Here is a 25,821-nt window from a genome sequence, read left to right as displayed (position 1 = left end):
AAGGTGTATTTTATTGTTCCAACTAACTTTTTTTATGTTTATTTATTTGAATATATATGAACAAATTGTATATAATATTTGTTAGATAAATAGGTAGGAGTAATATTTATGGCAAAGAAAAAAATCAATCATGGAATGACCTCAGAAGAATTTGAAAAATTTGCTAATGAATTTAAAACAGAAAGTGATAGGGCAGCAGTTATTTTAGGTGCCTCTCAATTAGACCTTTTGTTATATCAGATACTAGAAAGATTTCTACTTCCCTGTACATCTGGAAAAGATGAATTACTTGATGGTGATAGTCCACTTGCAACATTTAGCTCACGAATAAATATATCATATCGTTTAGGACTTATAGAAGCAGATTTTGCGAGAGCATTACATTTAATAAGACGAATTAGAAATAGTTTTGCACATGAAATCTCTAGTGCTTCATTAAATGCCGGATCTCATAGGGATCGAATTAAAGAATTAGTTGCACCATTTTCAGAAAACTGGGCCCTAATATACATGATAGAAAAATACTTTGATGACGATCATTCTCCTGCTTCACAATTTAGAGCAGTAGTTGGTGTAATGTGCTTCCGCTTAGATGGAGCAATCAAAGAAACTCGTAAAAGCACTCATGAAACATGGACTCTCCTTCCACCAGATTATGAAGAATCTGAAAATAGTAAAGAAAATCATGCCTCCTAATACTTAAAAGACAACTCATAAAAATTCAATATCTCTACCATACTCTTCTAATCAAGAAGAGTGCATACTTGACTTAGTGTTAAATGTAAATTTCTTTTTATTAAAAAGTTTTATGCAAGCATCTACCACTGCAGTGTCATAGTGTGTCCCCCTACCTTTTACAACCTCATCAAGAGCTATTTGTATTCCCAATGCCGAGCGGTAAGGACGGTGTGAAGATATAGCTTCGATCACGTCTGCGACGGAAATTATCTTTGCACCTAACAAGATCTCATCACCTTTAAGCCCCTGAGGATATCCAGAGCCATCCATATGTTCATGATGTTGAAGAACATACTGTGCAATTGGCCAAGGGAAACGAACATCCTTGATGATGTCATAACCGGCCTGCGGATGTGTCTGAATCAACATAAATTCAATTTCACTCAAACGTCCCGGTTTAGCAAGAATCTCCGCAGGGATGTGGATCTTACCAAGATCGTGAATGATAGCCGCAAACCTAATCCCCTCTATCTCATCTTGACCAAGCCCCATCTCCTCAGCAATAGCCGTTGCCAGTTCAGCAACACGTTTTTGATGACCCGCAGTATATGGGTCGCGCGATTCTACCGTCGCCGAAATCGCCAAAATTGTTTGCTCCAAGCCTTCTCGTAAAAGTTCTTCATGCTTTTCACTAGCAGCACGCGTACGCTGATTTCCAATACCGTAAGCCAGATCATTTGCCAACTCTTCAAGTAAATGGATCTCTTCTTCGTCAAAAGACTCCTCTTGAGATGAGTAGATACTAAGTGCTCCAAAAGGCTTTTTTCCATCAAAAAGCGGCAGAGAGATGTGTGAAACATATCCGCGTTCCATTGCAGCATCCCGCCAGTTAGGACAAGTAAGAGGATCTGAGATATCTCTGTAGATCTGTGTCACTCCTTCACGAACAGCTGCTCCGGCAGGGAGAATACCTTTTCCCGTATCCTTCCAACATAAGTTACTTAACCAATACTCTTCCCCGCTAAAACCATGCCAAGCGACAGGAGTGAGATGTTTATCCGGACCATCGTCTGCATAATCGACGACGGCAAGGCTATAACCGCCCCTTTCAACGATCACTCTCGTTACCTCTTTAAGCAACTCATCTTCGCTGGTTGCATGTACAAGTGCCAAGTTCCCGGCAGAAAGGGTTTTAAGCGCTCGATTTGCGCTGTTTAGTGCAGCTTCAGATGCTTTACGCTCACTTATGTCACGCATGATCCCTATAGCACCCCATCCATCTTTATGAAGTATTGAGGACAAAGAGAGTTCAATAGGAAACTCCGTACCGTCTTTTTTTATAGCTGCAAGTTCAACAGTCTTTCCAACAGCAGCACCCTGACCCGTACGCTGAAACTCTTTAAACCCTTTGAGATGAGCATCCATAAAACGTTCTGGAGTGATCAAATTATGAAGGTTAGTCCCCATAACTTCATCAGCCGAATAACCAAGGACTCTTTCCGCTGCTTCATTCCAGTAGGAGATATTTCCTTTTGCATCTATCATCAAGATCGCATCTTGTGCGGAAGCAGTCATTGTACGGAATTTTTCTTCACTCTCTTTAAGATGCTCCTCCGCTTCCTTGCGTTCGGTGATATTACGAGCAATTGACAATAAATAAGGGTGTTCAAAGTTGTTATTAAGCGATAGCGAAATTTCCACTGGAAACGTGCTTCCATCACGGCGCTTATGAACACTTTCAAAACTCAGACTTCCTTCCTTTTGTATCTTCTCTTCAATAGACTTACTAAGCTCTGGTGTCACTGTAGGGTCTATATCATAAATACTCAGTTTAAGAAGTTCCTCACGACTGTAACCAAGTTCACGGCAATTCGTTTCATTCACATCAAGCAGTTTGAGCGTACCCGGCTCGATAATCTCAACAGAGTCTTTCGAGTGCTCAAAAAGAGTATGAAACAACTCCAGACGTTCCTGAACTTTTTGCTGTTCGGTCACATCCATACCGATAGCAAGCAGCCCTTCTGTTTTTCCCTCGGCATCTTTAACTGTTTTACTATACCACTCTATGTGAAGCTCATCGCCTGAGCGTGTCAGCATGGTGTCAATATTTCCTTGGCTATCAAGATCATTAATAGCTTCTAGAAAAACCTCTTTGGTCTTTTCACGGGTCGCTTCGGGTAAAAACAGTGAAAACCACTCCTTGCCCTGAACCTCTTCAAGAGGGTAACCGCTGAGCTCCTCCGTGTAGCGATTGTATTTGACTATGTGACCTGTTTGATCAAGCAATAAGACAATTACGGGAGCGGTGTCGATAAGCTTGTTTGAAAAGTCTCTCTCCCTTTGTAACTGCAGTTCCATCTTCTTGCGTTTGGTCATATCAAACCCGATGCCGATAATCCCTGTGCCCTTAGGCGTTGTGATCCGTTTACTCGTAAATTTATAGTAACGGATTCCATCTTTGGTTATGAGTCTTGTTTCTACGATGCTATGCCCAACTGTGAGAGTTTCTTCAATTTTTTCTGCGATCTCAAAGCGATCCTCTTCATATATAAATAAAAGAGCATCACGATGTTTTAACTCTTCAGGTGTCATACCGAAAAGAGTTTCCATTTTTTCATTCCAACGTTCAAGTTTCCCTTCACTGTCAAGCAAGAAGAGAACATCCGGAATACTTTCAATCAGCTTGTCGGAAAAACGTTTTTCACTGCGTAACAGATCCTCGATCTCCTTACGCTCTGTTACATCCCATACCATTGAAATAGTTGAGTTCATATCTGGTAGCGGAATATTTTGTGCCGATATATAAGTTGTCTTTTCCCCTTTACGAGTGATCGGAATATCTTTCCAGCGCATACGAGATGGCTCACCGCTTTCACAATCCGTGGTCACCTCTTTTTTGATTTTTTCTCGGAAATCTGTATCTTCATATGCGGCCTTCCAAAAATCATCCGGATTACTTAATGCATCACGTGTCGTGCGGTAAAGTTTTGGAAAGTTGTCGTTCATATAATTGAATTTTACTTCAGGGGAGACAGTATTGACGGCAATACCTATGGGAAGATTGTTGAGTACGGCCTTAATAAACTTTTCGTTTTGTTTTAACTTCTCTTCATCTGCTTGCTCTTTGGTAATATCTTGTAGGACATGGATCGAATAACAATAGTTACTTGTTTTATCAAATATCGTGTGAGAGCGGGAACGGTATAGGCTACCCTCGACCAAAATATCCTCTTCATGCTCATCGCTAACACTATTATTTATGCTTTTAGAACAACTTCTTAGAGGGGCATCTAATTTTGGGAAAATTTTAAAATAGGGCTGAGAAATAATCTCCTCAAAAGAAAGCGCAGCAAGACGCTGATACGCACGATTACAGCGAAGTATACGATACTCTTGGTCATGAATGAAAATAGCATCATCCAAAACATCTAAGGCACTTACCCATTCATGCAATGCATGTTCAACTTGTTGTGCATTTGTAACTTCCATCCTGCCCCCAGACTAAACATATGATAATATCTAAATGATTAAAAATTATTTATTTGAATTAATCATATTATATCACTATTTTTTACAAGGAACAGCACTATTTTTTAACCCTGCTTATACCGAAAACTCTATCACCCTCCCGTACTGCTCAAACTTCCGAAGATTCTTTTTTTCGTTGATGATAAAGAGTGTTTGAGAGACCAAAGCTTCGCTGATCTCAAACTCTCCGTCGCTGAGAACTAAGAGCAGATCGTTTGAGCGAATCTCCGTTGTTTTGAGGTAACGCAAAACCGCATCGAAATTTGTCCCGCCGTCACTTTTAGGGATATGCCAATCAACACTCTCTAGTGATGAAAAACTATCAAAGCTGACAATCAGTTCCTCTTTCACATTGATGTCAAAAGGGAGTATCTGCACTTTGAATTCGTAAAACCCCTCGCATACCTCAGCGATTATCCCTAAAAATTTTTTATACTCCTCCATCGTCACACTTGAAGAGCTGTCTAGTGCTACGGTTACTTCAAGTTGCTCTTGCTGTTTTTTAGTTCCGGGGAGGTAGAGTCCCAAATGTGCAAAGCGTTTATTTGGTTTTGAAAATGTTGATTCTTTCTCAAAAGTTGAAGTAACCAAGTACTCTTTTAACACATCGTAAAAGCTGATCTCGGGTTTTATGAGCGTGTCGATTTCAACAAGCATTCCGCTGTACTGTGTCGTATTTTTTTGTGCTATCGAGAGGGCTTGGATAATGATGCCGTTTAGTTTTTCCTGCTCGCCGCTTGAGGTTTTTTCATCCGCCACCTCTTGAATATCTTGCTTGCTTTCATCGTAGATGTGCGCTTTGAGTTTTCCTTTTTCATCCGGAGTTATTTTTGCTTCATTGTCCTCTTTCTCTTCGCTTGAGCCTTCATTTTCTTCCTCTTGTTCTTTGTAGAGGATCTCATACACCTCTTCGACACATTTGTCTTTAAGCGTTTCATCAAAGAGCTCATCTTCGGGCATTTTTCCCACATCATTAAAAGTTGCAAGGGTATTGTTTACAACAATGTCACAGCTTTGGTTCCACAGTTTTAACTCTCTTGTTTTTTGTCTGTAGGGGTGTTTGAGTACTATATGCAAAAGTGTATGGGCGTACAAATATGTCAGTTCATCTTCACTGTATCTCTCCAGTTTTTCAAGATCAACTTCCAAAGTAGTGCCGTTTGTTTCAAAGGCACTTTTTACATTGGTGGTAAAGACGGTAGGGATTGAGAGTGCTAGAACAGATAAAAAGGGATGATGAAAAAGAAAGTGGATGCGAACTTTTTGAAAAAGCTCCTCATATGATGAAGTTTTCATACTTCTCAAGCCACTCTTCAAAGCTCTCTAGTTCTGCTATGGACTCATCTTTGACTATAAGGTCTTTGATCAGCATCACGTTAAACTCAACAGGGAGTTGTTTTGCGTAAGTGAAGATATGCTCTGCATGCTCACTCATTTGATACTTTTCGATCAATGCCGCACACAAGGCATAAAGTGCGCTTGGTTCAATTGGAACATCTTCGCTCTCTCCTGCTAAAATTGCATCTATATTTGGCAGAGTTTTATACACTTTCACAAAAGAGATAAACTCTATCCCCGCACCGTAACCCACCGTGCCGTGAATGATCGAGCTGATCGTGCTGAGATCTTTTACCGCGTACAAAATGTTTGAGAGCATACTCCAGGCACGAGGTGTTGCAAAGGCGGGGTTTGCTTCTGTAGCACTAGGGATCTGTGTACTTAAAAGATCAGGACGAAACCCTAAAAAACCGATGATGTATGGATGGATCTTATTTTTAATCCCCCATGTTTTAAACTCATCATATTTCGCTTCTAAAACAATGTGTACCATTCTGTTGATCAAAGGGGACGGAAGTTTAAAAACGATCCCTTTATCGTCTATCTTGTTCCCCGCACAGATGATCCTCCACCCTTTTGGCAAGACATACTCCCCAATTTTACGATCGAGTACGAGCTGATAGATCGCAGCTTGAACTGAAAGGGGTGCCGAGTTTAACTCATCTAAAAACAAAATCCCCTCCGAGTTCTCATCATCGGGTAAAAAAACAGGCGGCATCCATTTTGTCTGTTCATTTTGAATTGATGGGATACCTCTGAGATCGACCGCATCTAGTTGTGAAAGCCGAATGTCGCGAATACCGAGATCATTCTTTTGGGCGAGTTCATTGACGATGTACGACTTCCCTATTCCCGGACTTCCGTGAATAAATACAGGCGTATCTGTTTGTATGAGCAGTTCAAGCTGTTTATACAGCTCAGATACCCCAATGACGGGTGTTACCATCTTAACACCTTACGAGAGTTTCACATCTTTTAAAATAAGCACCAAACCGTCATTCATACTGTTGATACGCTCAATAATTTTTTGACGTTCCTCTTCAGCCAATGCAAATCTACTCTCTATAAACTCATAAATAGCAACAGTATCTGCATAGATATTTTGCAGTAAATCTACTTTGATTTTATCTTCCACTTTTCCCATTTTAAACCCCTTTTCTAAAAACTACCATCTGAGAGTGTTTCATCCCATATTTTTTGTACAGTTTATGCGCAATGCTGTTGTCAGCATCACTCAAAAGCGTTACCCTTTTTAACCTTTTCTTTTTTACATAATACATAAGGTGTTCCAATAGCGCATTTCCCACACCTATACCTCTGTAATCGGATTCTACGATCATATCTTCAATAATGCCAACCTTTCCGCCGAGGGCTGTTGAGTAACTAAAAAGGATACTTACCATACCTACAATTTTGTCCTCTATTTTGTAGACAAAAATGCGTCCCATCTTTTTATTTTCAAGGATCTTTTTTAACGCTTTTTTATGCAGACCCTTTTTGTACACAAACTCTTTTTCTTGCGTAAAAAGCTCTTTTAACAACAGCTCTAAACTCTCTAAATCTTTTTTCTTCGCTTTATAGACCATTTTTAAGAGCCTTGTAGATTGAAGGTGTAGCCGCCAAATCTATTGCCTTAAATCCATCAAGATTTTCTATCTCTGTTTTTGCACCGTACTCCAACAAGAGTTTTACCATATCTAACTTCCCTGCACTTGCACTGTACATAAGGGCAGTTACACCGTTGTCGTTTGTGCTGTCAAGCTCTATGCCCGCTTTTACCAACAACTCTACACATTTGTAGTCCTGCCCGAAACAGGCATTCCAAAGTGCCGTATTGCCGTCAACGTTTCGCACCTCTAACGCAGCTCCCGCTTTTATGAACTCAGATGCGATCTCACTTTTTGCTTCACGAACCGCTTTCATAAGTGCTGAGTTACCGTGTTTACCGACCTTGTCTATCATTTTTGGATCGTAATCGTTTTCAACCATCCACTCAATTGTTTTTTCGCTTAACATTACACACCCATCCAATTCTCGTGCGTATGCCCTTTTTTCTTGAACTTTATCGCACGATCAAGTTCACTATCCAAGAGCTCCAGATTAAATTCACTTACAAGGTCATCTAACACCTCTTTGTAAATTATCTCCCCCTCTTTGTCAATGATAAATATAGATTTTGCACAAGTGCTGTCATCTATGTTTACACCGTATTTGAGTGAAAAATCTTTAAAATCGTATGAACACATATCTTCATCGTAACTATTTTCAAGTTCCGAAGAGCTGATCACATAGATGTTTGCTTTTTCTTTATGTTTCTCTATCACCTCTAAAAGCGAGCCGTTTAGATCATAACTATTGCTAAGTGTGATCATACACTGCACCTTGTCAGCCATCATCCCGATCACTTTTGTCTCACCGCTGTTCATTTTTACTCTAGCAGCAGGAGCCTCGCCCCCGACAAGACGCTCTTTTTTTTGTAGCTCTAACTTTCTACCGTTTACAACAACTTCCAAAATACCCCTCCAAATATTATTTTATATAGATATACAAGTAGCATACCCTTAGAAGGAACACTATCTGTATAGGTTAATTGCAATTATTATTAAAGGAGCTATTATGGCAGTTATGATTACAGATGAGTGTATCTCATGTGACGCTTGTGCACCGGAGTGCCCGGTTGCAGCAATTTTAGATGAAAACAATGAAAAAAATCCTCAAGATTCTTACTTCTATGTAAAACCTGAGAGCTGTGTAGAGTGTGTGGGTCATGCAGATACACCGCGTTGTGTTGAAGCGTGTCCTACTGAAGGTGCGATCGTTTGGGATATGCCTTATACTAAAGAGTATAACGACTATTGGCAAGCTGGTCAGGATGCCGGAACATACAACATTCGCGTACACAAGAAAAAAGGGCTTATGCTTCCTGAACAAAAAGAGCAACCTTTTATCTCTGATGTTTCAATGAGCGATAGAGAATCAAATGCAAATATCGGTCGCTGGGCATAAATGTCTGTATATATAACCGATCTGTGTATCAACTGTGATGCTTGTATAGAGGAGTGTCCTGCAACTGCTATAGTAAGTGCAGACGAGTCTCCTCTTACAGATGGTGAATACACATATGTAAAACCTGAAAAGTGTATAGAGTGTGTTGACACTACTGTACCAAAATGTGCCGATGTTTGTCCGACAGAGGGGTGTATAGTTTGGGATATGCCTTATATTCCAGACTATGACGAGTACTATATCCAAGGTCAAGAAAATGGAAAGTACTCGATCAGAACGCATAAGAAAAAAGGGGTGTTGTCTCCGGCAAATCAGCCTAGACCATTCCGTGATTCTATTAGCTTGACTCAAAGAGCGGAGTCAATGGCTGTAGAGGTATAAAAAGAGGGTTTTTCCGCCTCTTTTTATAAAGAATTTCTAAACAAATATAGTGCTACAATATTTAAGTTAAAATCAAAAAATCAAGGTACATATAATGAAAATCGCTATCCCAGTTAAAGATGAATCACTAACTTTTTTCGGCAATGCAGGGCACACTCCCAAGTTTGCCATTTTTACAATGCAAGGCGGGGGAATGTTTCGCTCATTTACTTTAGATGAGATCAAAAACAATCCTCGTACCGACCTTGATCATGAACACGATGATGAAGATCATGTATGTTCACACGATCACGATGATGCAGAACATATTGCACAACATGACAAAATGGGTGTAGTGTTAGACGAATGTGACTACATTGTACTTAGTCGTGCTTGTAAAAACACTGCAAACACTATGAAAAACCACGGTGTTTCAATTGTAAAATATGCAGGTAACTCTAATGATGCCAATGCTATTCTAAAAGAGGTAGCGGGAAGCTTTACTCTTTAAAACTTCGCAGTTTTAAAAACCATATAGGATTCAATTCAACTTGAGTCCTATAAGTTTTTGTAAACTCTAATTTGCTATACTTGGCAAACAAGGGGTTTCTATGAACATTCAAAAACTTTTTTTAAATCCTAAAATCATTTTACCTCTTACCTTTCTAGTACTTGTAAATATTACGGTGGGAATAACGGCTTACATTTACGCCGACAAAAATGAGCAGCTTTCCTATACTCTAGCATTTAAGAACCTTGAAGCGATAAACAATATAAAAGAGCATAAACTCAAACTTTTCTTTAAACACAGACTTCAAGATATTAACACTCTTGCACATAACAATGATATTTTAGAGATATCCAAAAACACCATTAAGGATACTTCTTATATTTCAGTCTTTTTAAATGAGTATGAATACAGCGATCTTTTACTGCTCGATCCAAACAACTCAAAAATAATGTTTAGTGCTAAAAACAGTAAACTTATTGGTCAAAAGATCACTTCACCAACTTTTCAAAACTCAAATGTTACAGCACTTTACAAAAATGTTTTACAAACACATAAGACCCATATTGCAGATACAGAGTTTTCTGTTTTAAATACACAGACCCCTTATCTTCTTCTTGGGACTCCCGTAAAAGAGGATGAACAACTTTTAAATATTCTGGTTTTGGTGATGCCTGTAAATGTAATTGATGAGATTATATACTTTCGGGCTGGTATGGAAAAAACAGCTGAGAGTTACCTTGTAGGTTCCGATCATCTTTTAAGAAGCAGTTCCTATCTCAAAAAAGCATTCAATATAAAAAATTCTTTTTTACAACCTCAAAAATATAAAATAGACACTAAGGCTGTAAAAGATGCTTTAGCAGGGAACAGTTCTCATAACATTATTAAAGATTACAGGGATATCGATGTACTCTCTGTTTACAAGCCTTTTATTATAGATACTATCCACTGGGCACTTATCTCAGAACTTGACGAAAGTGAACTCAAAGAGCATTATACAAATATCCGCTACGACATTATGTTATGGAGCATATTTACATCGCTTGCAATTACTATTATTGGATATCTAATAATTATGAAGATATTAAAAGTAAGTGTACTTACTCCACTGCAAAAAAGTTATAAACGGGCAAAAGGGTTTGAAGAGATTATTAAAAACTCACTCAACGAGATCTACATTTTTGATCCCCAAACACTGAAATTTAGCTACGTTAATAGCAGTGCTATCGAAAACAGCGGCTACAGCTGTGAAGAGTTTTTAGAGATGACTCCTCTGGATATAAAACCAAAGTTTGATGCCGATCTCTTTGCCCAGATCATTAAACCTCTTTTGAAAAAAGAGCTTGAACAGATCTATTTTGAAACAAAACATAGAAGAAAAGACGGCACGTTGTACGACGTTGAGATTCAACTGCAGTTGATGCACATTGGCAAGAGTGACAAATTTGTTGCTTTCATTCAAGACATTACCAAACGCAATAAGGCGATCAAAGAGAAAGAGAAGTTTTACAATATTGCAACGCATGACTATTTAACTAAAATTTACAACAGACAGATGTTTGATGATCTCTATAAACGTGAATTTAACTCTTACCGCCGCTACAAAACACCGATGAGTTTGATTTTGTTTGATATAGACAACTTTAAAAAGATCAATGATACTTTTGGACATGATGTTGGAGACACGGTACTTAAGAAACTTGTGAAGCTTGTGGAAAAAAATGTCAGAGAGAGTGACATTTTTGCACGTTGGGGCGGTGAAGAGTTTGTAATTTTAATGAGAAGAACAACACTTGATGTCGCATATGAAAAAGCAGAGCATATTTGTAAAACAATTGCAGAACATAAAATTGAAGGTGTCGGACAAGTTACGTGCAGCTTCGGTGTAGCCGCTCCTAGCGATGAAAAACATCCTATGAGTATTTTTAAAGATGCAGATTTGGCTTTATACAAAGCAAAAGAAAACGGTAAAAACAGAGTAGAAAAAAGCTCTTAAGGAACAGTTTTTGAAACTATAAGCCTAATAAACAAACGGCAAAGGAGTTTTCATGAGTTGTTCAACTGGAGGATGCGGTACGTCACCAGATATGGGATTTGATCCAAACAATCCCGAGGCTATGGCTATCCAAGAAAAGATCAATAATCACCCGTGTTATAGTGAGGGAGCTCACCAACATTACGCAAGGATTCACGTGGCAGTGGCTCCGGCATGTAATATTCAATGTAACTACTGTAACAGAAAATACGACTGTTCAAACGAATCTCGTCCGGGAGTTACAAGTTCTAAACTCACACCTGAAGAGGCTGTAAAAAAAGTACTTTACGTCGGTGGTGACATTCAGCAACTTTCAGTTGTAGGTGTTGCAGGACCGGGTGATGCTCTGGCAAACCCTAAAAAGACATTTGATACTTTTAGAATGCTTCAAGAAAAAGCACCTGATTTGAAACTATGTCTTTCAACTAACGGTCTTCGTCTACCTGACTACATCGACGAGATCGAAAAATACAATGTTGACCACGTAACTGTAACGATCAATACTGTAGATCCAACAGGTGAGATCGGAAGCCAGATCTATCCATGGGTACACTGGGAACACAAAAAAATCTGGGGTGCAGAAGGTGCAAAACTTCTTTTAGAGAAACAGCTTGAAGGTATCCGTATGCTTACTGAGCGCGGTATTTTGGTAAAAGCAAACTCTGTTTTAATTCCAGGAGTGAACGATAAAGATCTTCCAAACGTTGCTAAAAAACTTAAAGAGATGAATGTATTTTTACATAACATTATGCCTCTACTATCTTCTCCTGAGTTTGGTACAAAATTTGGTCTTGACGGCGTACCTAGTGCGACTGACCAAGAGACTATGGCTGCACAAGAAGCGTGTGGTATGGATATGAAACTAATGAGTCACTGTCGTCAATGTCGTGCTGACGCAGTAGGACTTATCGGTGAAGACAGAGGTGAAGAGTTTACAAAGGATGTATTTATGAACATGACTTTTACGGCACTTGAAGATAAGTACAACATCGAAGCTCGTACGAAAAAACACGAGATGATCGAGAGCTGGAGAAGTCACCTTGAAGAAGCAAATAAACGTATCAAAATTGAGCAAGCTGCTAAAGAGCAACTCAGCTCAACGGGTGAGACAAAACTCATAGCTATTACAACTGCGGGTGAAGGTATGATCAACCAACACTTCGGTTCTGCTCAAGAGTTCTTAATCTACGAAGCAGGTGATAAAGCGATCAAGTTTGTAATGCATAGAAAAATCGAGAGTTCATACTCCGGTGCAGAAGTTGCCGAAGATTATAACCCAATCGAAGAGATCAAAACAACACTTAAAGATGTTGACGTACTGCTTACTGCCAAAATCGGTGAGTGTCCAATGAACGACTTAAACGAGATTGGACTTATCTGTGATGACAGTTATGCAAATGAGCCAATCGAGATCTCTGTACACGAAGCTGCAAAAAAATACTTTTTTAACACTGAGAAAGAGTTAGGGTAACCCCTGCTCTTTAAAGCTATTAAAATGAAAAACAATCCCACAATCGTATTACTTCACGGCTATGGTCCTATATCTATAAACAATGAACTGCTGGAGCTCTACCCTGTGACAACTTCACACGGTGCAATAGGTTTCCCTTTAAAATCTTTACGAGCTGAAAATGTAACCATCGTTACAAACATCATCAATTTTTGGTCTTTATCCAAAAAACTAAAACCTGAAAATATGTGTTATCTGTATGCGTATGACGGGTTGCAGGATGTAGAACTAGAGAAGATCAAAGCAGATAACATTCAATATCTTTAGAGTTCTTCTTTCTCTAAAGATGTACGCTTCATAAACCCTGTATTAAGGCGTAATTTTAAGCCGATGTAGTAACTTTTCGTGATCAGTTTTTTCAAGATGTAAGCAAATTTTCCCTTCACTTTTATAAAACTAAACAACTCACCCACTGCATAGTAACCTCCAAGAGCGACAAACACACCGTCCACTTTTGCTTTAAACGGTTTTACTTCTTTTTGTTCAAGCAGTTTCAAAATCGATCTTGCAACATACTCTGCACTTCTCTCGGCAGTTTGTGCAGTCGGAGGCAAGAGTTTTCCGTCGGCACTTTTTAGCTCGCTGCAATCCCCGATGGCAAAAATGTTCTCTTGTATGCGCAGTGTATCATCACAGATATACTGCCCTATTCTGTTTGTTTGTACCTCTTTGTCCATATCAATTGTATTGGCGATTATCCCGCCCGTAAAGATCATAAACGTGTACTCTAACTGTGTTTCGTCTTTAAAGTAGATAGTATCTTTATCTACACTGTCTATGAAACTGCTTGTAACTATTTTTACCCCGAGCTCTTCAAGCCTTATTTGAGTGTTTTTAATGATGTATTCACTCATTCCAGGAAGAATTGTGTCACTCGCATCAATAAGATAGATCTGCAGCTCCTGAGCAGAAGCACCTATGCTTTTTGTATGTCTGGCAACAACGTCTGCCATCTCAGCTGCGATCTCGACACCGCTAAGCCCTGCACCGCCTATTGCAAGGTTCATCACTTTTCCATGCGATTTTGCCTCTACAAGCTTCTCATAAAGCAGTTTTTCAAAAGCTGTTCGAAAACCGTGAGAACGAAACAGTTTTTTTACACCGAAACCGTATTGATCCAAACCGCTGATCTGTTTAAAGAAGTTTGTTCTTGCTCCGCTTGCAATAATTAGATAGTCAAAGTCGTAGTTTTCGTTGTCTGTTTTAACAATATTGTTTTGGGAATCTATAAATGTCACTTTTTCCTGAATGAAATGTACTCTGTTTTCAAACCCGTGACACCAGTTTTGCAGGTCAAGTGCTACATCGTGCAGATCAAATCTCCCTGCGATGTAACCGTATGCTTCAGTTTGCAGATAATGGTAAGAGTTTTCATCAAAAAGATAGAGCGAAAGCTCTTTATTGTTCGCTAAATTTTCAATAGCTCTTAAACCACCATACCCTGCACCGATAACCGCAACTTTTTTCACATACGTTCCTTATACATTTTGCGGAATTATAACCCAAAAAACATTATGTAAAATAAAAAGGATTTGTGTGAGAATATTGTGTGAAGAAAAAGTGGAGTGATTGAAAAACTCCACCTTTGTATTAATTCTTTTAGTATTGAATTATATCTTTTGTAAAATCTGCCAAAGCAACAAGCTGTGCAGTATCTTTTACTTTTTTCTTTGCTTTTCTAGCTCCGCCGTATTGCTCTTTTAACTCAGACTTGAACGCTTTGAAAAACTCATGGAACTTGTCTGCACCAAGAACGCCTACTGCCCAAAGAGTATCATCGTCGTGATGCTCCAATACTATACTTGCAAGAGGTTGTGGAGCAGGTCCGCTGATCACCTCACTCCCTTTATGCACATCATATGCAGAGAGGTGTGAAGCACATACCATTACACCTGTTCTTGGACAAGCCATAGTTTTTTGACATCTCTTTTGGTAAGAGATAAAAGATTCAGCTTTATTGACATGTGTCATCTGATGACTACATATAGAGCTGTACGCTACTATATTTCCTTTCTTCCCTATACCGCCTTTCCAAATGTACTCTTCACCGCTTTCACTTTTAAGCTTCACATTTGTTTCTGTTTTTTCCGGTAAAGCTATCAGTATTGAACTTACACCGACAAACGGATAGTTAAATATATAGTTCTCTTCCTCTACAAGCTTTGAAGCTAAAATAGGATTACCATCACCATCAACTAACTGAACTTTATTGTACGCTTTATACAATCTTCCGTCATCAGCTCTTAAGTCTGTAGTTATGAGAGAAGGAGCTACTATTACAGCTCCAACCCCTGCAACTACTTTGAAGAACTCTCTTCTTTGCATTAATACTTCTCCTTAAAAATACACAGTATGCAGATTATGCGTTAAACATATCTCTGTACATACCTTTAGCCCATTCCATAAGCGCTTTTCCGTTATTCTCACCTGTTTTTCCACGCCACTCTTGTGATAGTTCAACATTTGTGAAACCTGCAAGTGTTTTACCTTTAAACTCATATTCTGCTCTAACAGAAATTGCATGATTAGGCATAGCAGAAACTGCAGAATAACATACAGTTAACGGAGATTTCCATTTGATATCTTTGTTATTTAAGATTCTCTCAGCGATAAGTTTTCCTAAGTAGTGACCTTCAGAGTTTGACGTATTACCTGATTTTGAGTAACCCATCGGACGTGCATCACCAGCTACGAAGATATTTTTTTCACCGATAACTTCATATGTAAACGGATCGATATTCCCTTCCATTTTATTAAATGCATTGTCTTTTGCCACGCCACAAACTTCCAATAGTTTTCCACCACGTACATGCGGGTAGAATGCAGCATCAGTAAACTCATACTCATCTTCAAGTTCACCTGCGATCACTTTTTTGTTTTCTAAGTCAATACTCATAATTGCTGCACTTGGAACATACTCTACATAATCTTTATACATCTCATCGTATGCCGAGTGGAAACCTTCAGATTTGATCGTGATGTCGTGGTTAGCATCTAAAATCAGTACCTTACCGTCAATCTCGTTCTTTTTGAAATAATCTGCAATTAAACAAGCTCTTTCATATGGAGCAGGAAGACATCTATAGTTACCACCAGGTACCGTAATAATAAAATTACCGCCTTCAAAGTCTTCAAGTTTACTTTTAATCGTCATATGTTCACTTGGTGACATGAAACCTGCAGGATATTCTGTTCTTAATCTTTGTTCAGTTGCAAGATCTACATTCCAAGGACTATAATCGTAGTCAATACCAGGAGACAATACTAAATAGTCATAATCTATATCACCGTTCGTTGTTTTTACTATTTTTTGAGCTTTATCTATTCCGATAGCTGAAGCATTAAAATATGTATATTTATTTTCACGAGCAGCTTGTAAATAATCGTGAGTTATGAATTCTAAATCAACTGCACCTACAAGGTATAAGTTACTAATAGGACAAGAATGGAATTGTGTTCTTTGTTCAACTAAAACAACATCAGCATTAGGCGCAAACTTTTTAGTATATTTGGCAACTGACAGACCTGACCATCCACCGCCTACTATAACAACTCTAGGACCTTTAGCCGCTGGTAACGGTGCTTTAGAACCCATTCCAACAGCAGGTTTTACACTATTATCCGGTTTCGGAGCAGTTGTACATCCTGTTAAAGTAGCCGTTGCTGCCGCTGCACTTATAGCACCAAATTTTAATATGTCTCTACGATTCATAGTTTCTCCTCTTTGTTTTAAAATATTAGATTTTCAAATAAAACTAAACCTTACAAAGATTACTCTTAGTTATATTAATTGAAACTAAAATTAGATAAATTTCCCAAAAATCAACAATATCACATTATCTTATGTGATATTTTTATCACATTATTATCTTAAAATTATGATACGAATGAAGGAACACTTTATGAATATAAACACATAAGTATATTTCCAAGGAGTTTTCATGGCGATCATAAATGACACGACACTTCGAGACGGGGAACAGGCTCCATATGTTGCATTTAATACGCACGAAAAATTAGAAATTGCCAAACTTCTTCATAACTGTGGTGCAGATGAGTTGGAAGTGGGCATCCCTGCCATGGGAACAAAAGAGCAAGAGGATATTAAAGAGATTTTAGCACTTGAACTTCCTCTTCGCATAATGACTTGGAACAGAGCGACACAACAAGATTTAGAAGCCTCTCTGTCTTGCGGTGTGCAAGCAGTTGATCTCTCAGTCCCCGTTTCACAAACTTTGATCGATGTAAAGTTTGGCGGAGATAAGGAAAAACTTTTTAGAAACCTTGAAGATGTTGTCACTACGGCAAAAAAAGAGGGGTTGTTTGTTTGTATAGGCGGTGAAGATTCTAGTCGAGGAGATGAAGAGTTTTTAGTAGAGCTTATGAACTTCGGTGAATCACTTGGTGCTGATCGTTTCCGTTACTGTGATACGGTAGGGATCTTAACGCCTCATGCAACGTATGAGAAGATAGACTATCTCACAAAACATTCAAGTTTAGATATAGAGATGCATATGCACAACGACTTCGGGATGGCTACTGCAAACTCAATTGCAGGGTTTGAAGCTGGTGCTATGAGTGCAAACACGACGGTTATCGGGCTTGGTGAACGCGCAGGCAATGCTTCGTTTGAGCAGGTATTAATGAGTTTAAAACACCAATTCCACGAAGAGCGTGAGATAGATCCAATTAACCTGCAAACACTGGTACAGAGCGTTGCACTTGCTGCAAACAGACAAGTAAGTCACAACAGACCTATTGTTGGACGAGATATCTTCTCTCACGAATCTGGCATCCATGTTAGCGGGATGATAAAAAGCCTTAATGCATATGAAGCATTTGAGCCAGAGATGGTTGGACTACACCGTTTTTTCCCGATCGGAAAACACTCCGGAAGTGCAACGATTAACTATCATCTCAAAGCGTTTGGCATTACACCTGTAAAAGCAAAAGTTCAAGGTCTCCTGCCAAAAGTTCGTGAGATAGTGACGCAAAGAAAAACGGTGCTTGAACCGAATGAATTAGTGGAGTTGTATTTATGTTCATAGGATGGATTCGGGCAAAAAATTTCAGTGCTGACCTTGAGGCTTTTAGCAACAGTATAACTATAGACAAATCACTCGTTTTAAAAACATTTGAGCAAAACCCTTCTCTATGTTTCGGAGCGTATGATGAGAGTAAACTTGTAGCATTTATATCTGCATATGAGATGGAAAATTCAATTTTGATCAACAACTTTTACTATATGTCAAATATTACCGACGATATAAAAAAACGTCTTGTAAAACTCTTACTTAACAACGCTTCTCAGACGGAAAAATCGATCTGTCTGATGAGTAAAAAAGATGAAAGAACGATGCTTCTTGCTTTTGGCTTCAAAGAGTATGCAAAGTTCAAAAAAGCGATCTATGCAGGCGGTGCACCGGCATTTAACTTTTCAAATGCTACGGCTAAAAGTATCGCAAATGAGAACTATATCCCAACTATTATGAAGCTTGATAAAAAAGCGTTTCATGAGACAAGAATGGAGTATATACGAGATGTGCTCTTTAAACAATCCTCTTTGGTACTCTCTACAGACTTTGGATACCAACACTCTTACGCTATCGATAAAACACTGATCAAGATCTCTCCATGGGTCATGGAAGATGCTGCCTATACCGATGCGGAAAAGATACTTCGCGGAGTGTTATACCACAGAGGGCTTAAAAGAATTTTTGCCTACATTCCAAGTGATGTAGAGGAGATAACAAATTTGTACAAGTCTTACAATTTCAGCCTGAGTGAGGAGTACTCACTTTTATACACAAACAAAAAACCCGACATCAATTTAGAGATGGTGTATGGATTTTAAACTTTAAACTAAAGGAGAATAGAGAAATGGCATTAACAGATGAACAAAAAGCACTAAAAAAAGAGTTAGCAGGTTACAAAAGAAAAGTTGTAGAACTTGCAGGTGAGATCCATGATATAGTTGAAGATACAATCTGGACAGACTATAGCAGACTCATACCTCTTAGCGAAGAAGTTCAAACAGCTATGAAAGTAGTTGAAGACTTCAAAGCTGAGCATACCTTTTTACAATAATAAATTCCATGGAAACAGTACAAGCAAAAGTCATTTGTGAGTGCGGCAATAAAACCGTTGCAGAAGCAGAGAATATTTTGCGCGCTACTGATCTTCCATATAAAAAAGCAAAAAAATTAGTCACCGGATGTAATAAAACATGTTGTAGACGCCCTTTAATGGCACTGTTTAACATGATCCAGTTTGGTGAGATAGACTATGAAGAGATAGATTTTCTCATAGAACAAAAAAATGCTACATAGGTGTTAGAATGGATACGATTTTAGAAGATTTCGCAAGATGGGTAAAGAGCAAAGGGCTTACATCGAAAGTTCCCACCGATATAGAAAAGTTAAAAAATATATCTGTGCTTGATCTCTCAAAATGCAAGATTCGTGAACTTCCTTCAAGTATAGGTTTTTTGCCTAACCTTATTGTCTTGAAACTCTCAAACAACCGACTTGAAGAACTTCCAAAAAGCATTGGAAATCTAAAAAAACTCAAAAATCTGCAATGTGAGAACAACCTTCTAAAAGAGCTTCCAGATTCCATCGGTGCATTAGAGTCTTTAATCATCTTAAACCTCAACGGCAACAGACTAAAATCACTGCCTCAAAGTTTTGCGAAGCTGACAAAGTTAACACGTTTAACGATCGCTGCCAATATGCTTGAATCTATTCCCAGCGATCTTAAAAAACTTAAAAAACTGCTCTATTTTTCACTGGACACCAACCGCTTAAAAGAGATTCCCGAGATCTTTTCCGATATGTACTCGCTTTACTATCTGGATCTCTCCTATAACGATCTGACACATCTTCCAAAATCTTTAGGGGATATACAAGAGCTTGAAACACTGCTTCTTGAGGGAAATCAGATCCAAGACCTTCCCTCTTTAGAACTGCACGATATGCTGATTAAACTCAATCTTAACGACAACGATCTTGTAACAATCGACTTTGATCTAAGTGCTTTAGAAGATCTCCAAATCCTGACACTTGACAATAACCACCTTGAGTACCTGCCCGATTCTCTCTGCAAACTCAAAAAACTCAACCATTTAAGTGTCAGTGCAAATAAACTCAAAAAACTTCCCGAGTGTATAGGAGAGCTGGAAAATCTTTTAGAGTTAGATATAGAGGAGAACTTTATACAAGAGTATCCTGAGTCTTTCTCAAAACTCACAAAACTAAAAAATCTATACATCCAGGAGAACTCTTTAGAACGCCCGGAACTGCCAAATCTAGAGTTCTGCGATCTTTAAAAAATTAATGAAATTCTTAGTTTTTATAGAGTAAAATTCTGCTTCAATTCACCTATGCGGGTGTAACTCAGTGGCTAGAGTTCCTGCCTTCCAAGCAGGCTGTCGAGGGTTCGAATCCCTTCACCCGCTCCACCTTAATCTACTGCTGTACAAAATCAAGATATCGTTTTCCTAGCATCCCACGTATAGCGTAAAAGTTTTCTCTTTGCTCTAAAGTAAAATCTTTCCCGTCAGCTTCTAAATGTCCTAAAATAAGTTCCATCTCTTTTGGAGTAAACTCCTCAATGGTACTATCATGTACAATGTTTTTTATCTCATTTGTATCGTGTTTTGGCATTTTAAAATCACAATAGTACTGATGTGAAGTGTTTACACCCCAATAATTAAGACCGTAATTGTTATAAAATCCCAACGAAGACGGAACACAAAACATACGGAAACGTTCTATATCTTCATCAACCTGAGAGGAAAAAAGTTCATTAAAAAGATTGTTTGCATACCCTTTATTTCTAAAAGACTTGGGTGTAAAAAGGTAGTGAATTGTAAGGTAACGCTTCTGTTTTGAAACTGTATAAAACAGGTACGATTTGTTTGTAGAGTTCTCTTCAAGAACGATAGGTGGAAATTTTTTCCAATCAAAGTGGTTATCCCACCAGTCTAATGCCTGCTTAGAGAATTTCAAAGTATTGAAATCCCCTATTTTTTGCACAGACTCGAGATATTCATCTCTGTTTAATGTTGTAAAGTTCATCACTTGACTCCTTCTTTAAAGTCAAGTTTCACAACAAAAAACGACTTAGATCTCTATTAGCAGCTAACTACATCCCATACAAGGTTTTTATACGCTTTCATGATCGGTTTTTCCATATCTTTCATCATAGTTACACGCAGTTCACCGATCATCTCTTTGTAAACCGGATCAGCTTTGATCGGATCCTTCGCACGAGCAAGATCGATAATGCTGTGAACACTTAGATTAAACGGTGTATTTGCTTTATCTTTGATCCCGTCATACACAGACATAAAAAGGTTGTAGTTGTCATAATCCATTTTACACTCGTCATCCAAAATTTTCAGTGCCAAAATAGTCGCATACTGAATCTCTTGTTCTGTAAAATTATATGTCTTTGCCCACTCATATACTGTTGATTGATCGTCCATTACTCTGCCTCCTTTTTAACTTCTTCGAAACGAAGCTCTACCTCTTTTTTACCTTCGATAAAATCATTGGTAATTACACAAGCCTCAATCCCCTCTCTTGCAGGGAGTTCATACTGAAGCGGTAACATTATCTTCTCAATGATTCCACGCAGACCTCTGGCACCGACACCTTTTTCATCAGCCTCTTTTGCTATAGCTTCAAGAGCATCGTCAGTAAACTCAAGCTCCATACCGTCAAGTTCAAAAAGTGCCTGATACTGTTTGATAATTGCATTTTTCGGCTCTTTAAGTACGCGGATTAAGTCCTCTATTGAGAGCGGGTTAAGTGTAGCGATTACAGGTATACGCCCTATAAACTCCGGGATAAGTCCGAAATTGATCAAGTCTTTTGATTCGATCTCTTTTGTAGCTTGTTCCTCATCGCCCGATTTTAAAAATCCCATCTTTTTAGGTTGAAATTTCTTTCTTCGCTCATCATCTCCGACAAGTCCGACAAAAGCACCGCCACAGATGAAAAGTACATGTGTAGTATCAAAAAGAACCGTTTCTGCCGAAGAGCTTTTACGGCTTCCTTTTAAAGGGACGTACACTTCACCCCCTTCTAATATTTTTAGAAGTCCTTGCTGCACACCTTCGCCTGAAACATCACGACCGCTTGTCGCACTTTCACTTTTGTTCGCAATTTTGTCGATCTCATCTATGTAGATGATCCCTTTTTGTGCACGCTCAATATCATAATCTGCCGAAGCAAGTAAACGAGAAAGGATAGATTCAACATCCTCCCCGACATATCCCGCTTCAGTAAGTGCTGTCGCATCAGCTACGGCAAATGGGACATCCATGATTTTTGCGAGTGATTTTGCTAAAAGTGTTTTACCGCTTCCCGTCGGTCCCACAAGTAAAATATTACTTTTTTCGATCTCTACATTTTTGAAAGTTGGTTTGTCTATACGTTTATAGTGGGAATATAGAGCAACTGAAAGCACTTTTTTTGCTTCTTCTTGTCCGATCACATAAGTATCTAGATGCTCTTTGATCTGTGTCGGGATACTCAGACCCTTTTGAAACTCGGCACGCTCTTTTTTGATACGCTCTTTGGAGATAATATCTGAACAAGTACCTATACACTCGTTACAAATATGTGCATTTTCCGCACTAAATATCTTTTCAACCTCTTTTACGCTTTTACCACAAAAATCACAAACTAAATCACTCATTATAAAGCCTTTAAGAAAGTGTCGCAATCCTGTTGTAATACTTCAAGATTGTGCGTACTTACAAATTTGTTCTCTTTTTTTGTAAGTTCCTCTTTCGGTGTAACTACAAGACCGTCATTAAGTCCTAAAGTAGTTTCATGAGCGACCATTCTAAAAGTGTCACGTGAAAAATCCACACCTAAGAACAGATACGATTTGTCTTTTTTGTAATCTTTAAGAAACGGAGGAAGTGCATAACCGCCCATAGCTTCAGTGAGCCAGTCAACAAAGTCCGCATCAGAGATGATAAAGTTCATCTCCGGTTTCATACACCCCATAGGCTTGAAAAGAATTGGTAACGAATCATTAAGTTCCTCTTTATCAACTCGTGTGTACTCTTTAGTTTCTGGGTTATATTTGTAGATCAAAAATCTATCGTAATCTGCCGTAATGCGAGAAACTCCTGTGATCATAAAGTGTTCTACATCTTCATACACTTTACATCCGCTGTCATCTACATTTGTATCGATCATATATTTTGGTTTGATAGATTTAAAATATTCGTATGTGAAAGGAAGGTCATACTCTTTTGACGCGTAAATGTGGTTTGTCATCTGAACAATAAACTCACGCCCTTTTCTTTGTTCCAAACTCATAGCTGCACGAGAGTATTCGTACATCAATCTCGGGCTCATTGCACGACCGTTATTGAGTGCCAGTATCATACTGTCACTATCATAAGGCAGAACGCTTCCGTCTTTAGCTTTCGTATCTGCAAAAACACCCAGTCCTATAAATGGAATAAGCTCTCCACTTTTTAATTTTTCTACGACATTATCCATGACATCCTACTCCAGTGTAGCTAGTATAGGCTTTGTTTAACTCTACTCTTAATCTCTCTAAATCAAGCGGTTTTTCCAAATCACTCGGCATATCAAGATAAAAAACAGCTCCGTCTTTAGAGATCAAAAACAGAGACTTAGTTAACTTACCTGCTAGAGTTCCACTTACAAGTTCCGTACCGTACATAGATCCAAACTCATCTTCAGTGTCTAAAACAACCTCAAATTTTTTCAATCTGTTTTTTAAAAGAGTCTGTTCCTCATACCTTTTATCGAAGATCATGTAACAATGCAGAGGTACCTGAATGTGACTTAGCAGCTCGTCAATTTTTAGAATTTCGTCAATAAAATCTTCAGAGGCATCTGGAAAAGAGATCAAAAGAGTCATCGACCGATCGGGATGACTTCTTCTGATCTCTTTTTGCTCCCCCTGCTTGTCTGAGACCTCTATATTTTCGGCCATATAGCCTACATCTATAAAATCTTCACAAAGTTCTAATTTCTCGCCTTTATACAATATACTAGAGTCCATATTTTTTTACCTTATATCCAATTTGTCTTTGCGTAAGCCCCAGAGCTTTTGCCGCTTCGGCCTGATTGCCGCCGCTTTTTGCTAACGCTCTTTCAAGTGCATCTTTTTCAATCTCTTCAAGAGTCATATTCTCCATAGGCATCGGACAATATTCCGCTATTAGTTTTTCATTATTGAGTGCAGGAAGTAGAAGCATCATATCGCTTGCAGTAATTCCATCTTCGCTACCCATAAGTACAATACGCTCGATCGTATTTTCTAACTCACGAACATTTCCCGGCCAAGGATATGACATTAACTGGTCCATCGCTTCATCTGTTATCTTTACGATTTTCTTATGATTTTTCATAGAGCGTTCTAGGAAAAAGTTTACCAATAGTTTAATATCCTCACCCCTTTTTCTAAGCGGCGGTAAATCGATAGGGATGACATTTAAACGGTAGTAAAGGTCTTCCCTGAAATCTCCGTCTTTCACCATCTGCTCCAAGTCTCTGTTTGTCGCTGCAACCAAACGAACGTTTACACGGATGGTTTTACTTCCACCTACACGCTCAAACTCTCTTTCTTGAAGAACACGTAACAGTTTTACCTGAGCAGATGCAGAGATATCTCCGATCTCATCTAAGAAGAGTGTCCCTCCGTCTGCAAGTTCAAAACGCCCTTTTCTTGTCTCTTTTGCATCGGTAAATGCACCCTTTTCATGCCCAAAAAGCTCACTTTCTAAAAGTGTATCTGTAATCGCCGCACAATTGAGTTTGATAAACGGTTCCTCCGCACGCTTAGAGCGTTTATGGATCGCTGCGGCTACAAGTTCTTTACCTGTCCCCGTTTCACCACGGACAAGTACCGTAACATCGCTTTGTGCGATCCGCTCGATCACTTGATACACATTTTGCATCTTCGGACTGTCACCAATGATATCACCGAAATTGTGCACTTTTGAATCCCATTCCATTTTGTAATATAGTTTTAATTCTTTTAATCTTTCTTTTTCTTGCTCTATCACACTGTATGAGTTTATATACTGTGCGAATAAAGAGCTTATAATTGTTAATATACGAATAGTAGCTTCATAATCTATCTCAGTATCTTTTGTTAAGTTTGCACCGATAACACCGATCACATCATCTTCGGCTATCATAGGAACCGCTATATATGAGAGCGTGTGATTTGTTTTATTTCCCGACTTATTTAAAAAAAGTATGTCGTTGTGAATGTTTTCAATCACTACAGGTTCCATACTTTTTGCTGCAAGTCCGGTAGCACCCTCACCAAGTTTATACTCAGAGTTTACTTTTTGAAACTTACTAAATCCGAGCGAAGCAAATACACTTAAGTTCTCATCATCTAGCTTATAGATAACACAGTTTTCTAACTGTAAAGAGTTCTTCAAAGCCAATAAACTTTTTTCCAACGACTTTTTTATATCTCTAGAATCTGAGATCAAAGATGCTATATCATAAAGTACTTTTAATTCTTTGTGTGTTAAACATTGTTCACATTGTCCAAACATAATTATCCATCTTTTTTATTTTATTATACTAGTATTAGTACATCTAATAAACATCATAATGTATAATATTTCATCAGTCAGCGAGTTTTTTACACACCGCCTCTCTTGGAAGATTTTTCTCGCCTGGCTGAATCCACCACGTTTCACCGTTGCTTAGTTCAACTTCTCCACCCCATTTTTCTTCACTGTCAAACTCTAAAGACTCAATAGTCTCCTCCATATCTTTTTTTGCAATATAAAAGAAGATCTCTCCATCATTTTCACGTAACATAACTTTTGCCATT

The 25,821-nt window shown here is 38.5% G+C and carries 29 protein-coding genes and 1 tRNA gene; 13 read left to right on the top strand and 17 right to left on the bottom strand.

Annotated elements, in window-relative coordinates:
• Nucleotides 1–108 precede the first annotated feature (108 nt).
• Nucleotides 109–696 carry a hypothetical protein gene (locus QWY88_RS10995; RefSeq protein ID WP_304546447.1) on the top strand — a complete coding sequence of 196 codons (588 nt, stop codon included), beginning with the start codon at nucleotides 109–111 and terminating at the stop codon, nucleotides 694–696.
• Nucleotides 697–747: 51 nt separating this feature from the next.
• On the opposite strand, the gene QWY88_RS10990 is transcribed toward QWY88_RS10995, so the two are convergent.
• The 7 genes from QWY88_RS10990 to QWY88_RS10960 form a co-directional block, all read right to left on the bottom strand.
• On the bottom strand, nucleotides 748–4,167 hold the full coding sequence (locus tag QWY88_RS10990; RefSeq protein ID WP_304546446.1) for a PAS domain S-box protein: 3,420 nt from the start codon (nucleotides 4,165–4,167) through the stop codon (nucleotides 748–750).
• A 114-nt stretch (nucleotides 4,168–4,281) separates the two neighbouring features.
• Entirely contained in the window at nucleotides 4,282–5,502 is a 1,221-nt protein-coding gene (locus QWY88_RS10985) for a vWA domain-containing protein (RefSeq protein WP_304546445.1), read from the bottom strand.
• Complete coding sequence (locus QWY88_RS10980) at nucleotides 5,483–6,490, bottom strand: ATP-binding protein (protein WP_304546444.1); 1,008 nt, start codon at nucleotides 6,488–6,490, stop codon at nucleotides 5,483–5,485. Before QWY88_RS10980 ends, QWY88_RS10985 begins: the two co-directional genes overlap by 20 nt.
• A 9-nt stretch (nucleotides 6,491–6,499) precedes the next feature.
• The gene (locus tag QWY88_RS10975) at nucleotides 6,500–6,688 is read right to left on the bottom strand and encodes a hypothetical protein (protein ID WP_304546443.1); all 189 of its coding nucleotides are present in this window, start codon (nucleotides 6,686–6,688) and stop codon (nucleotides 6,500–6,502) included.
• 1 nt (nucleotide 6,689) lies between these two features.
• Entirely contained in the window at nucleotides 6,690–7,130 is a 441-nt protein-coding gene (locus QWY88_RS10970) for a GNAT family N-acetyltransferase (protein WP_304546442.1), read from the bottom strand.
• The gene (locus QWY88_RS10965; protein WP_304546441.1) at nucleotides 7,120–7,560 is read right to left on the bottom strand and encodes an ankyrin repeat domain-containing protein; all 441 of its coding nucleotides are present in this window, start codon (nucleotides 7,558–7,560) and stop codon (nucleotides 7,120–7,122) included. Before QWY88_RS10965 ends, QWY88_RS10970 begins: the two co-directional genes overlap by 11 nt.
• Complete coding sequence (locus QWY88_RS10960; protein WP_304546440.1) at nucleotides 7,560–8,057, bottom strand: thioredoxin domain-containing protein; 498 nt, start codon at nucleotides 8,055–8,057, stop codon at nucleotides 7,560–7,562. Before QWY88_RS10960 ends, QWY88_RS10965 begins: the two co-directional genes overlap by 1 nt.
• 103 nt (nucleotides 8,058–8,160) lie before the next feature.
• Between QWY88_RS10960 and QWY88_RS10955 the strand changes: the two genes are divergently transcribed.
• From QWY88_RS10955 to QWY88_RS10930, 6 genes are all read left to right on the top strand, one after another.
• Nucleotides 8,161–8,550 carry a 4Fe-4S dicluster domain-containing protein gene (locus QWY88_RS10955; RefSeq protein WP_304546439.1) on the top strand — a complete coding sequence of 130 codons (390 nt, stop codon included), beginning with the start codon at nucleotides 8,161–8,163 and terminating at the stop codon, nucleotides 8,548–8,550.
• Nucleotides 8,551–8,931: a 4Fe-4S dicluster domain-containing protein gene (locus QWY88_RS10950; protein ID WP_304546438.1), complete on the top strand. Its 381-nt coding sequence runs from the start codon at nucleotides 8,551–8,553 to the stop codon at nucleotides 8,929–8,931.
• A gap of 94 nt (nucleotides 8,932–9,025) precedes the next feature.
• Complete coding sequence (locus QWY88_RS10945) at nucleotides 9,026–9,421, top strand: NifB/NifX family molybdenum-iron cluster-binding protein (protein WP_304546437.1); 396 nt, start codon at nucleotides 9,026–9,028, stop codon at nucleotides 9,419–9,421.
• A gap of 100 nt (nucleotides 9,422–9,521) precedes the next feature.
• Nucleotides 9,522–11,417 carry a sensor domain-containing diguanylate cyclase gene (locus QWY88_RS10940; RefSeq protein WP_304546436.1) on the top strand — a complete coding sequence of 632 codons (1,896 nt, stop codon included), beginning with the start codon at nucleotides 9,522–9,524 and terminating at the stop codon, nucleotides 11,415–11,417.
• Between the two features lie 52 nt (nucleotides 11,418–11,469).
• Nucleotides 11,470–12,927 carry a nitrogenase cofactor biosynthesis protein NifB gene (gene nifB / locus QWY88_RS10935; protein ID WP_304546435.1) on the top strand — a complete coding sequence of 486 codons (1,458 nt, stop codon included), beginning with the start codon at nucleotides 11,470–11,472 and terminating at the stop codon, nucleotides 12,925–12,927.
• A gap of 24 nt (nucleotides 12,928–12,951) precedes the next feature.
• Nucleotides 12,952–13,233, top strand: coding sequence for a hypothetical protein (locus QWY88_RS10930; protein WP_304546434.1), 282 nt, complete (start codon nucleotides 12,952–12,954; stop codon nucleotides 13,231–13,233).
• Here the strand turns inward: QWY88_RS10930 and QWY88_RS10925 are convergent.
• The 3 genes from QWY88_RS10925 to QWY88_RS10915 all read right to left on the bottom strand — a co-directional run bounded on the left by QWY88_RS10925 (nucleotide 13,230) and on the right by QWY88_RS10915 (nucleotide 16,678).
• Nucleotides 13,230–14,435: an NAD(P)/FAD-dependent oxidoreductase gene (locus QWY88_RS10925; protein WP_304546433.1), complete on the bottom strand. Its 1,206-nt coding sequence runs from the start codon at nucleotides 14,433–14,435 to the stop codon at nucleotides 13,230–13,232. The genes QWY88_RS10930 and QWY88_RS10925 overlap by 4 nt on opposite strands.
• Nucleotides 14,436–14,565: 130 nt before the next feature.
• Nucleotides 14,566–15,291 (bottom strand): Rieske 2Fe-2S domain-containing protein, encoded by a 726-nt coding sequence (locus QWY88_RS10920; protein WP_304546432.1) that lies wholly within the window; start codon nucleotides 15,289–15,291, stop codon nucleotides 14,566–14,568.
• Nucleotides 15,292–15,325: 34 nt separating this feature from the next.
• On the bottom strand, nucleotides 15,326–16,678 hold the full coding sequence (locus QWY88_RS10915; RefSeq protein WP_304546431.1) for an FAD-dependent oxidoreductase: 1,353 nt from the start codon (nucleotides 16,676–16,678) through the stop codon (nucleotides 15,326–15,328).
• Between the two features lie 229 nt (nucleotides 16,679–16,907).
• On the opposite strand from QWY88_RS10915, the gene nifV reads away from it, so the two are divergent.
• From nifV to QWY88_RS10885, 6 genes are all read left to right on the top strand, one after another.
• A complete protein-coding gene (nifV, locus tag QWY88_RS10910; protein WP_304546430.1) occupies nucleotides 16,908–18,014 on the top strand; it encodes a homocitrate synthase in 1,107 nt (368 codons plus the stop codon).
• Entirely contained in the window at nucleotides 18,005–18,820 is an 816-nt protein-coding gene (locus QWY88_RS10905; protein WP_304546429.1) for a hypothetical protein, read from the top strand. Before nifV ends, QWY88_RS10905 begins: the two co-directional genes overlap by 10 nt.
• Nucleotides 18,821–18,846: 26 nt before the next feature.
• Nucleotides 18,847–19,053 (top strand): CCE_0567 family metalloprotein, encoded by a 207-nt coding sequence (locus QWY88_RS10900; RefSeq protein WP_304546428.1) that lies wholly within the window; start codon nucleotides 18,847–18,849, stop codon nucleotides 19,051–19,053.
• 8 nt (nucleotides 19,054–19,061) lie between these two features.
• A complete protein-coding gene (locus tag QWY88_RS10895; RefSeq protein ID WP_304546427.1) occupies nucleotides 19,062–19,295 on the top strand; it encodes a hypothetical protein in 234 nt (77 codons plus the stop codon).
• A gap of 8 nt (nucleotides 19,296–19,303) precedes the next feature.
• Nucleotides 19,304–20,293, top strand: coding sequence for a leucine-rich repeat domain-containing protein (locus QWY88_RS10890; RefSeq protein ID WP_304546426.1), 990 nt, complete (start codon nucleotides 19,304–19,306; stop codon nucleotides 20,291–20,293).
• Between the two features lie 56 nt (nucleotides 20,294–20,349).
• Nucleotides 20,350–20,425: transfer RNA gene (locus tag QWY88_RS10885), tRNA-Gly, on the top strand.
• A gap of 7 nt (nucleotides 20,426–20,432) precedes the next feature.
• On the opposite strand, the gene QWY88_RS10880 is transcribed toward QWY88_RS10885, so the two are convergent.
• The 7 genes from QWY88_RS10880 to nifT all read right to left on the bottom strand — a co-directional run bounded on the left by QWY88_RS10880 (nucleotide 20,433) and on the right by nifT (nucleotide 25,820).
• Nucleotides 20,433–21,044 carry a hypothetical protein gene (locus QWY88_RS10880; protein WP_304546425.1) on the bottom strand — a complete coding sequence of 204 codons (612 nt, stop codon included), beginning with the start codon at nucleotides 21,042–21,044 and terminating at the stop codon, nucleotides 20,433–20,435.
• Between the two features lie 56 nt (nucleotides 21,045–21,100).
• Complete coding sequence (locus QWY88_RS10875; RefSeq protein ID WP_304546424.1) at nucleotides 21,101–21,454, bottom strand: hypothetical protein; 354 nt, start codon at nucleotides 21,452–21,454, stop codon at nucleotides 21,101–21,103.
• Entirely contained in the window at nucleotides 21,454–22,671 is a 1,218-nt protein-coding gene (gene clpX / locus QWY88_RS10870) for an ATP-dependent Clp protease ATP-binding subunit ClpX (RefSeq protein WP_304546423.1), read from the bottom strand. The genes QWY88_RS10875 and clpX overlap by 1 nt, the downstream gene beginning before the upstream one ends.
• The gene (locus tag QWY88_RS10865; RefSeq protein WP_304546422.1) at nucleotides 22,671–23,492 is read right to left on the bottom strand and encodes an SIR2 family protein; all 822 of its coding nucleotides are present in this window, start codon (nucleotides 23,490–23,492) and stop codon (nucleotides 22,671–22,673) included. Before QWY88_RS10865 ends, clpX begins: the two co-directional genes overlap by 1 nt.
• Nucleotides 23,485–24,024: a thioredoxin domain-containing protein gene (locus tag QWY88_RS10860; protein WP_304546421.1), complete on the bottom strand. Its 540-nt coding sequence runs from the start codon at nucleotides 24,022–24,024 to the stop codon at nucleotides 23,485–23,487. Before QWY88_RS10860 ends, QWY88_RS10865 begins: the two co-directional genes overlap by 8 nt.
• Entirely contained in the window at nucleotides 24,014–25,537 is a 1,524-nt protein-coding gene (locus tag QWY88_RS10855) for a sigma-54 interaction domain-containing protein (protein WP_304546420.1), read from the bottom strand. The genes QWY88_RS10860 and QWY88_RS10855 overlap by 11 nt, the downstream gene beginning before the upstream one ends.
• Nucleotides 25,538–25,610: 73 nt before the next feature.
• A complete protein-coding gene (nifT, locus tag QWY88_RS10850; RefSeq protein WP_304546419.1) occupies nucleotides 25,611–25,820 on the bottom strand; it encodes a putative nitrogen fixation protein NifT in 210 nt (69 codons plus the stop codon).
• Nucleotide 25,821 lies beyond the last annotated feature (1 nt).

Source organism: Sulfurimonas sp. hsl 1-7, assembly GCF_030577135.1.
Lineage (GTDB): Bacteria > Campylobacterota > Campylobacteria > Campylobacterales > Sulfurimonadaceae > Sulfurimonas > Sulfurimonas microaerophilus.
Note: the sequence above shows the minus strand (reverse complement) of the source record. Positions and strands in the feature narration are given on the sequence as shown.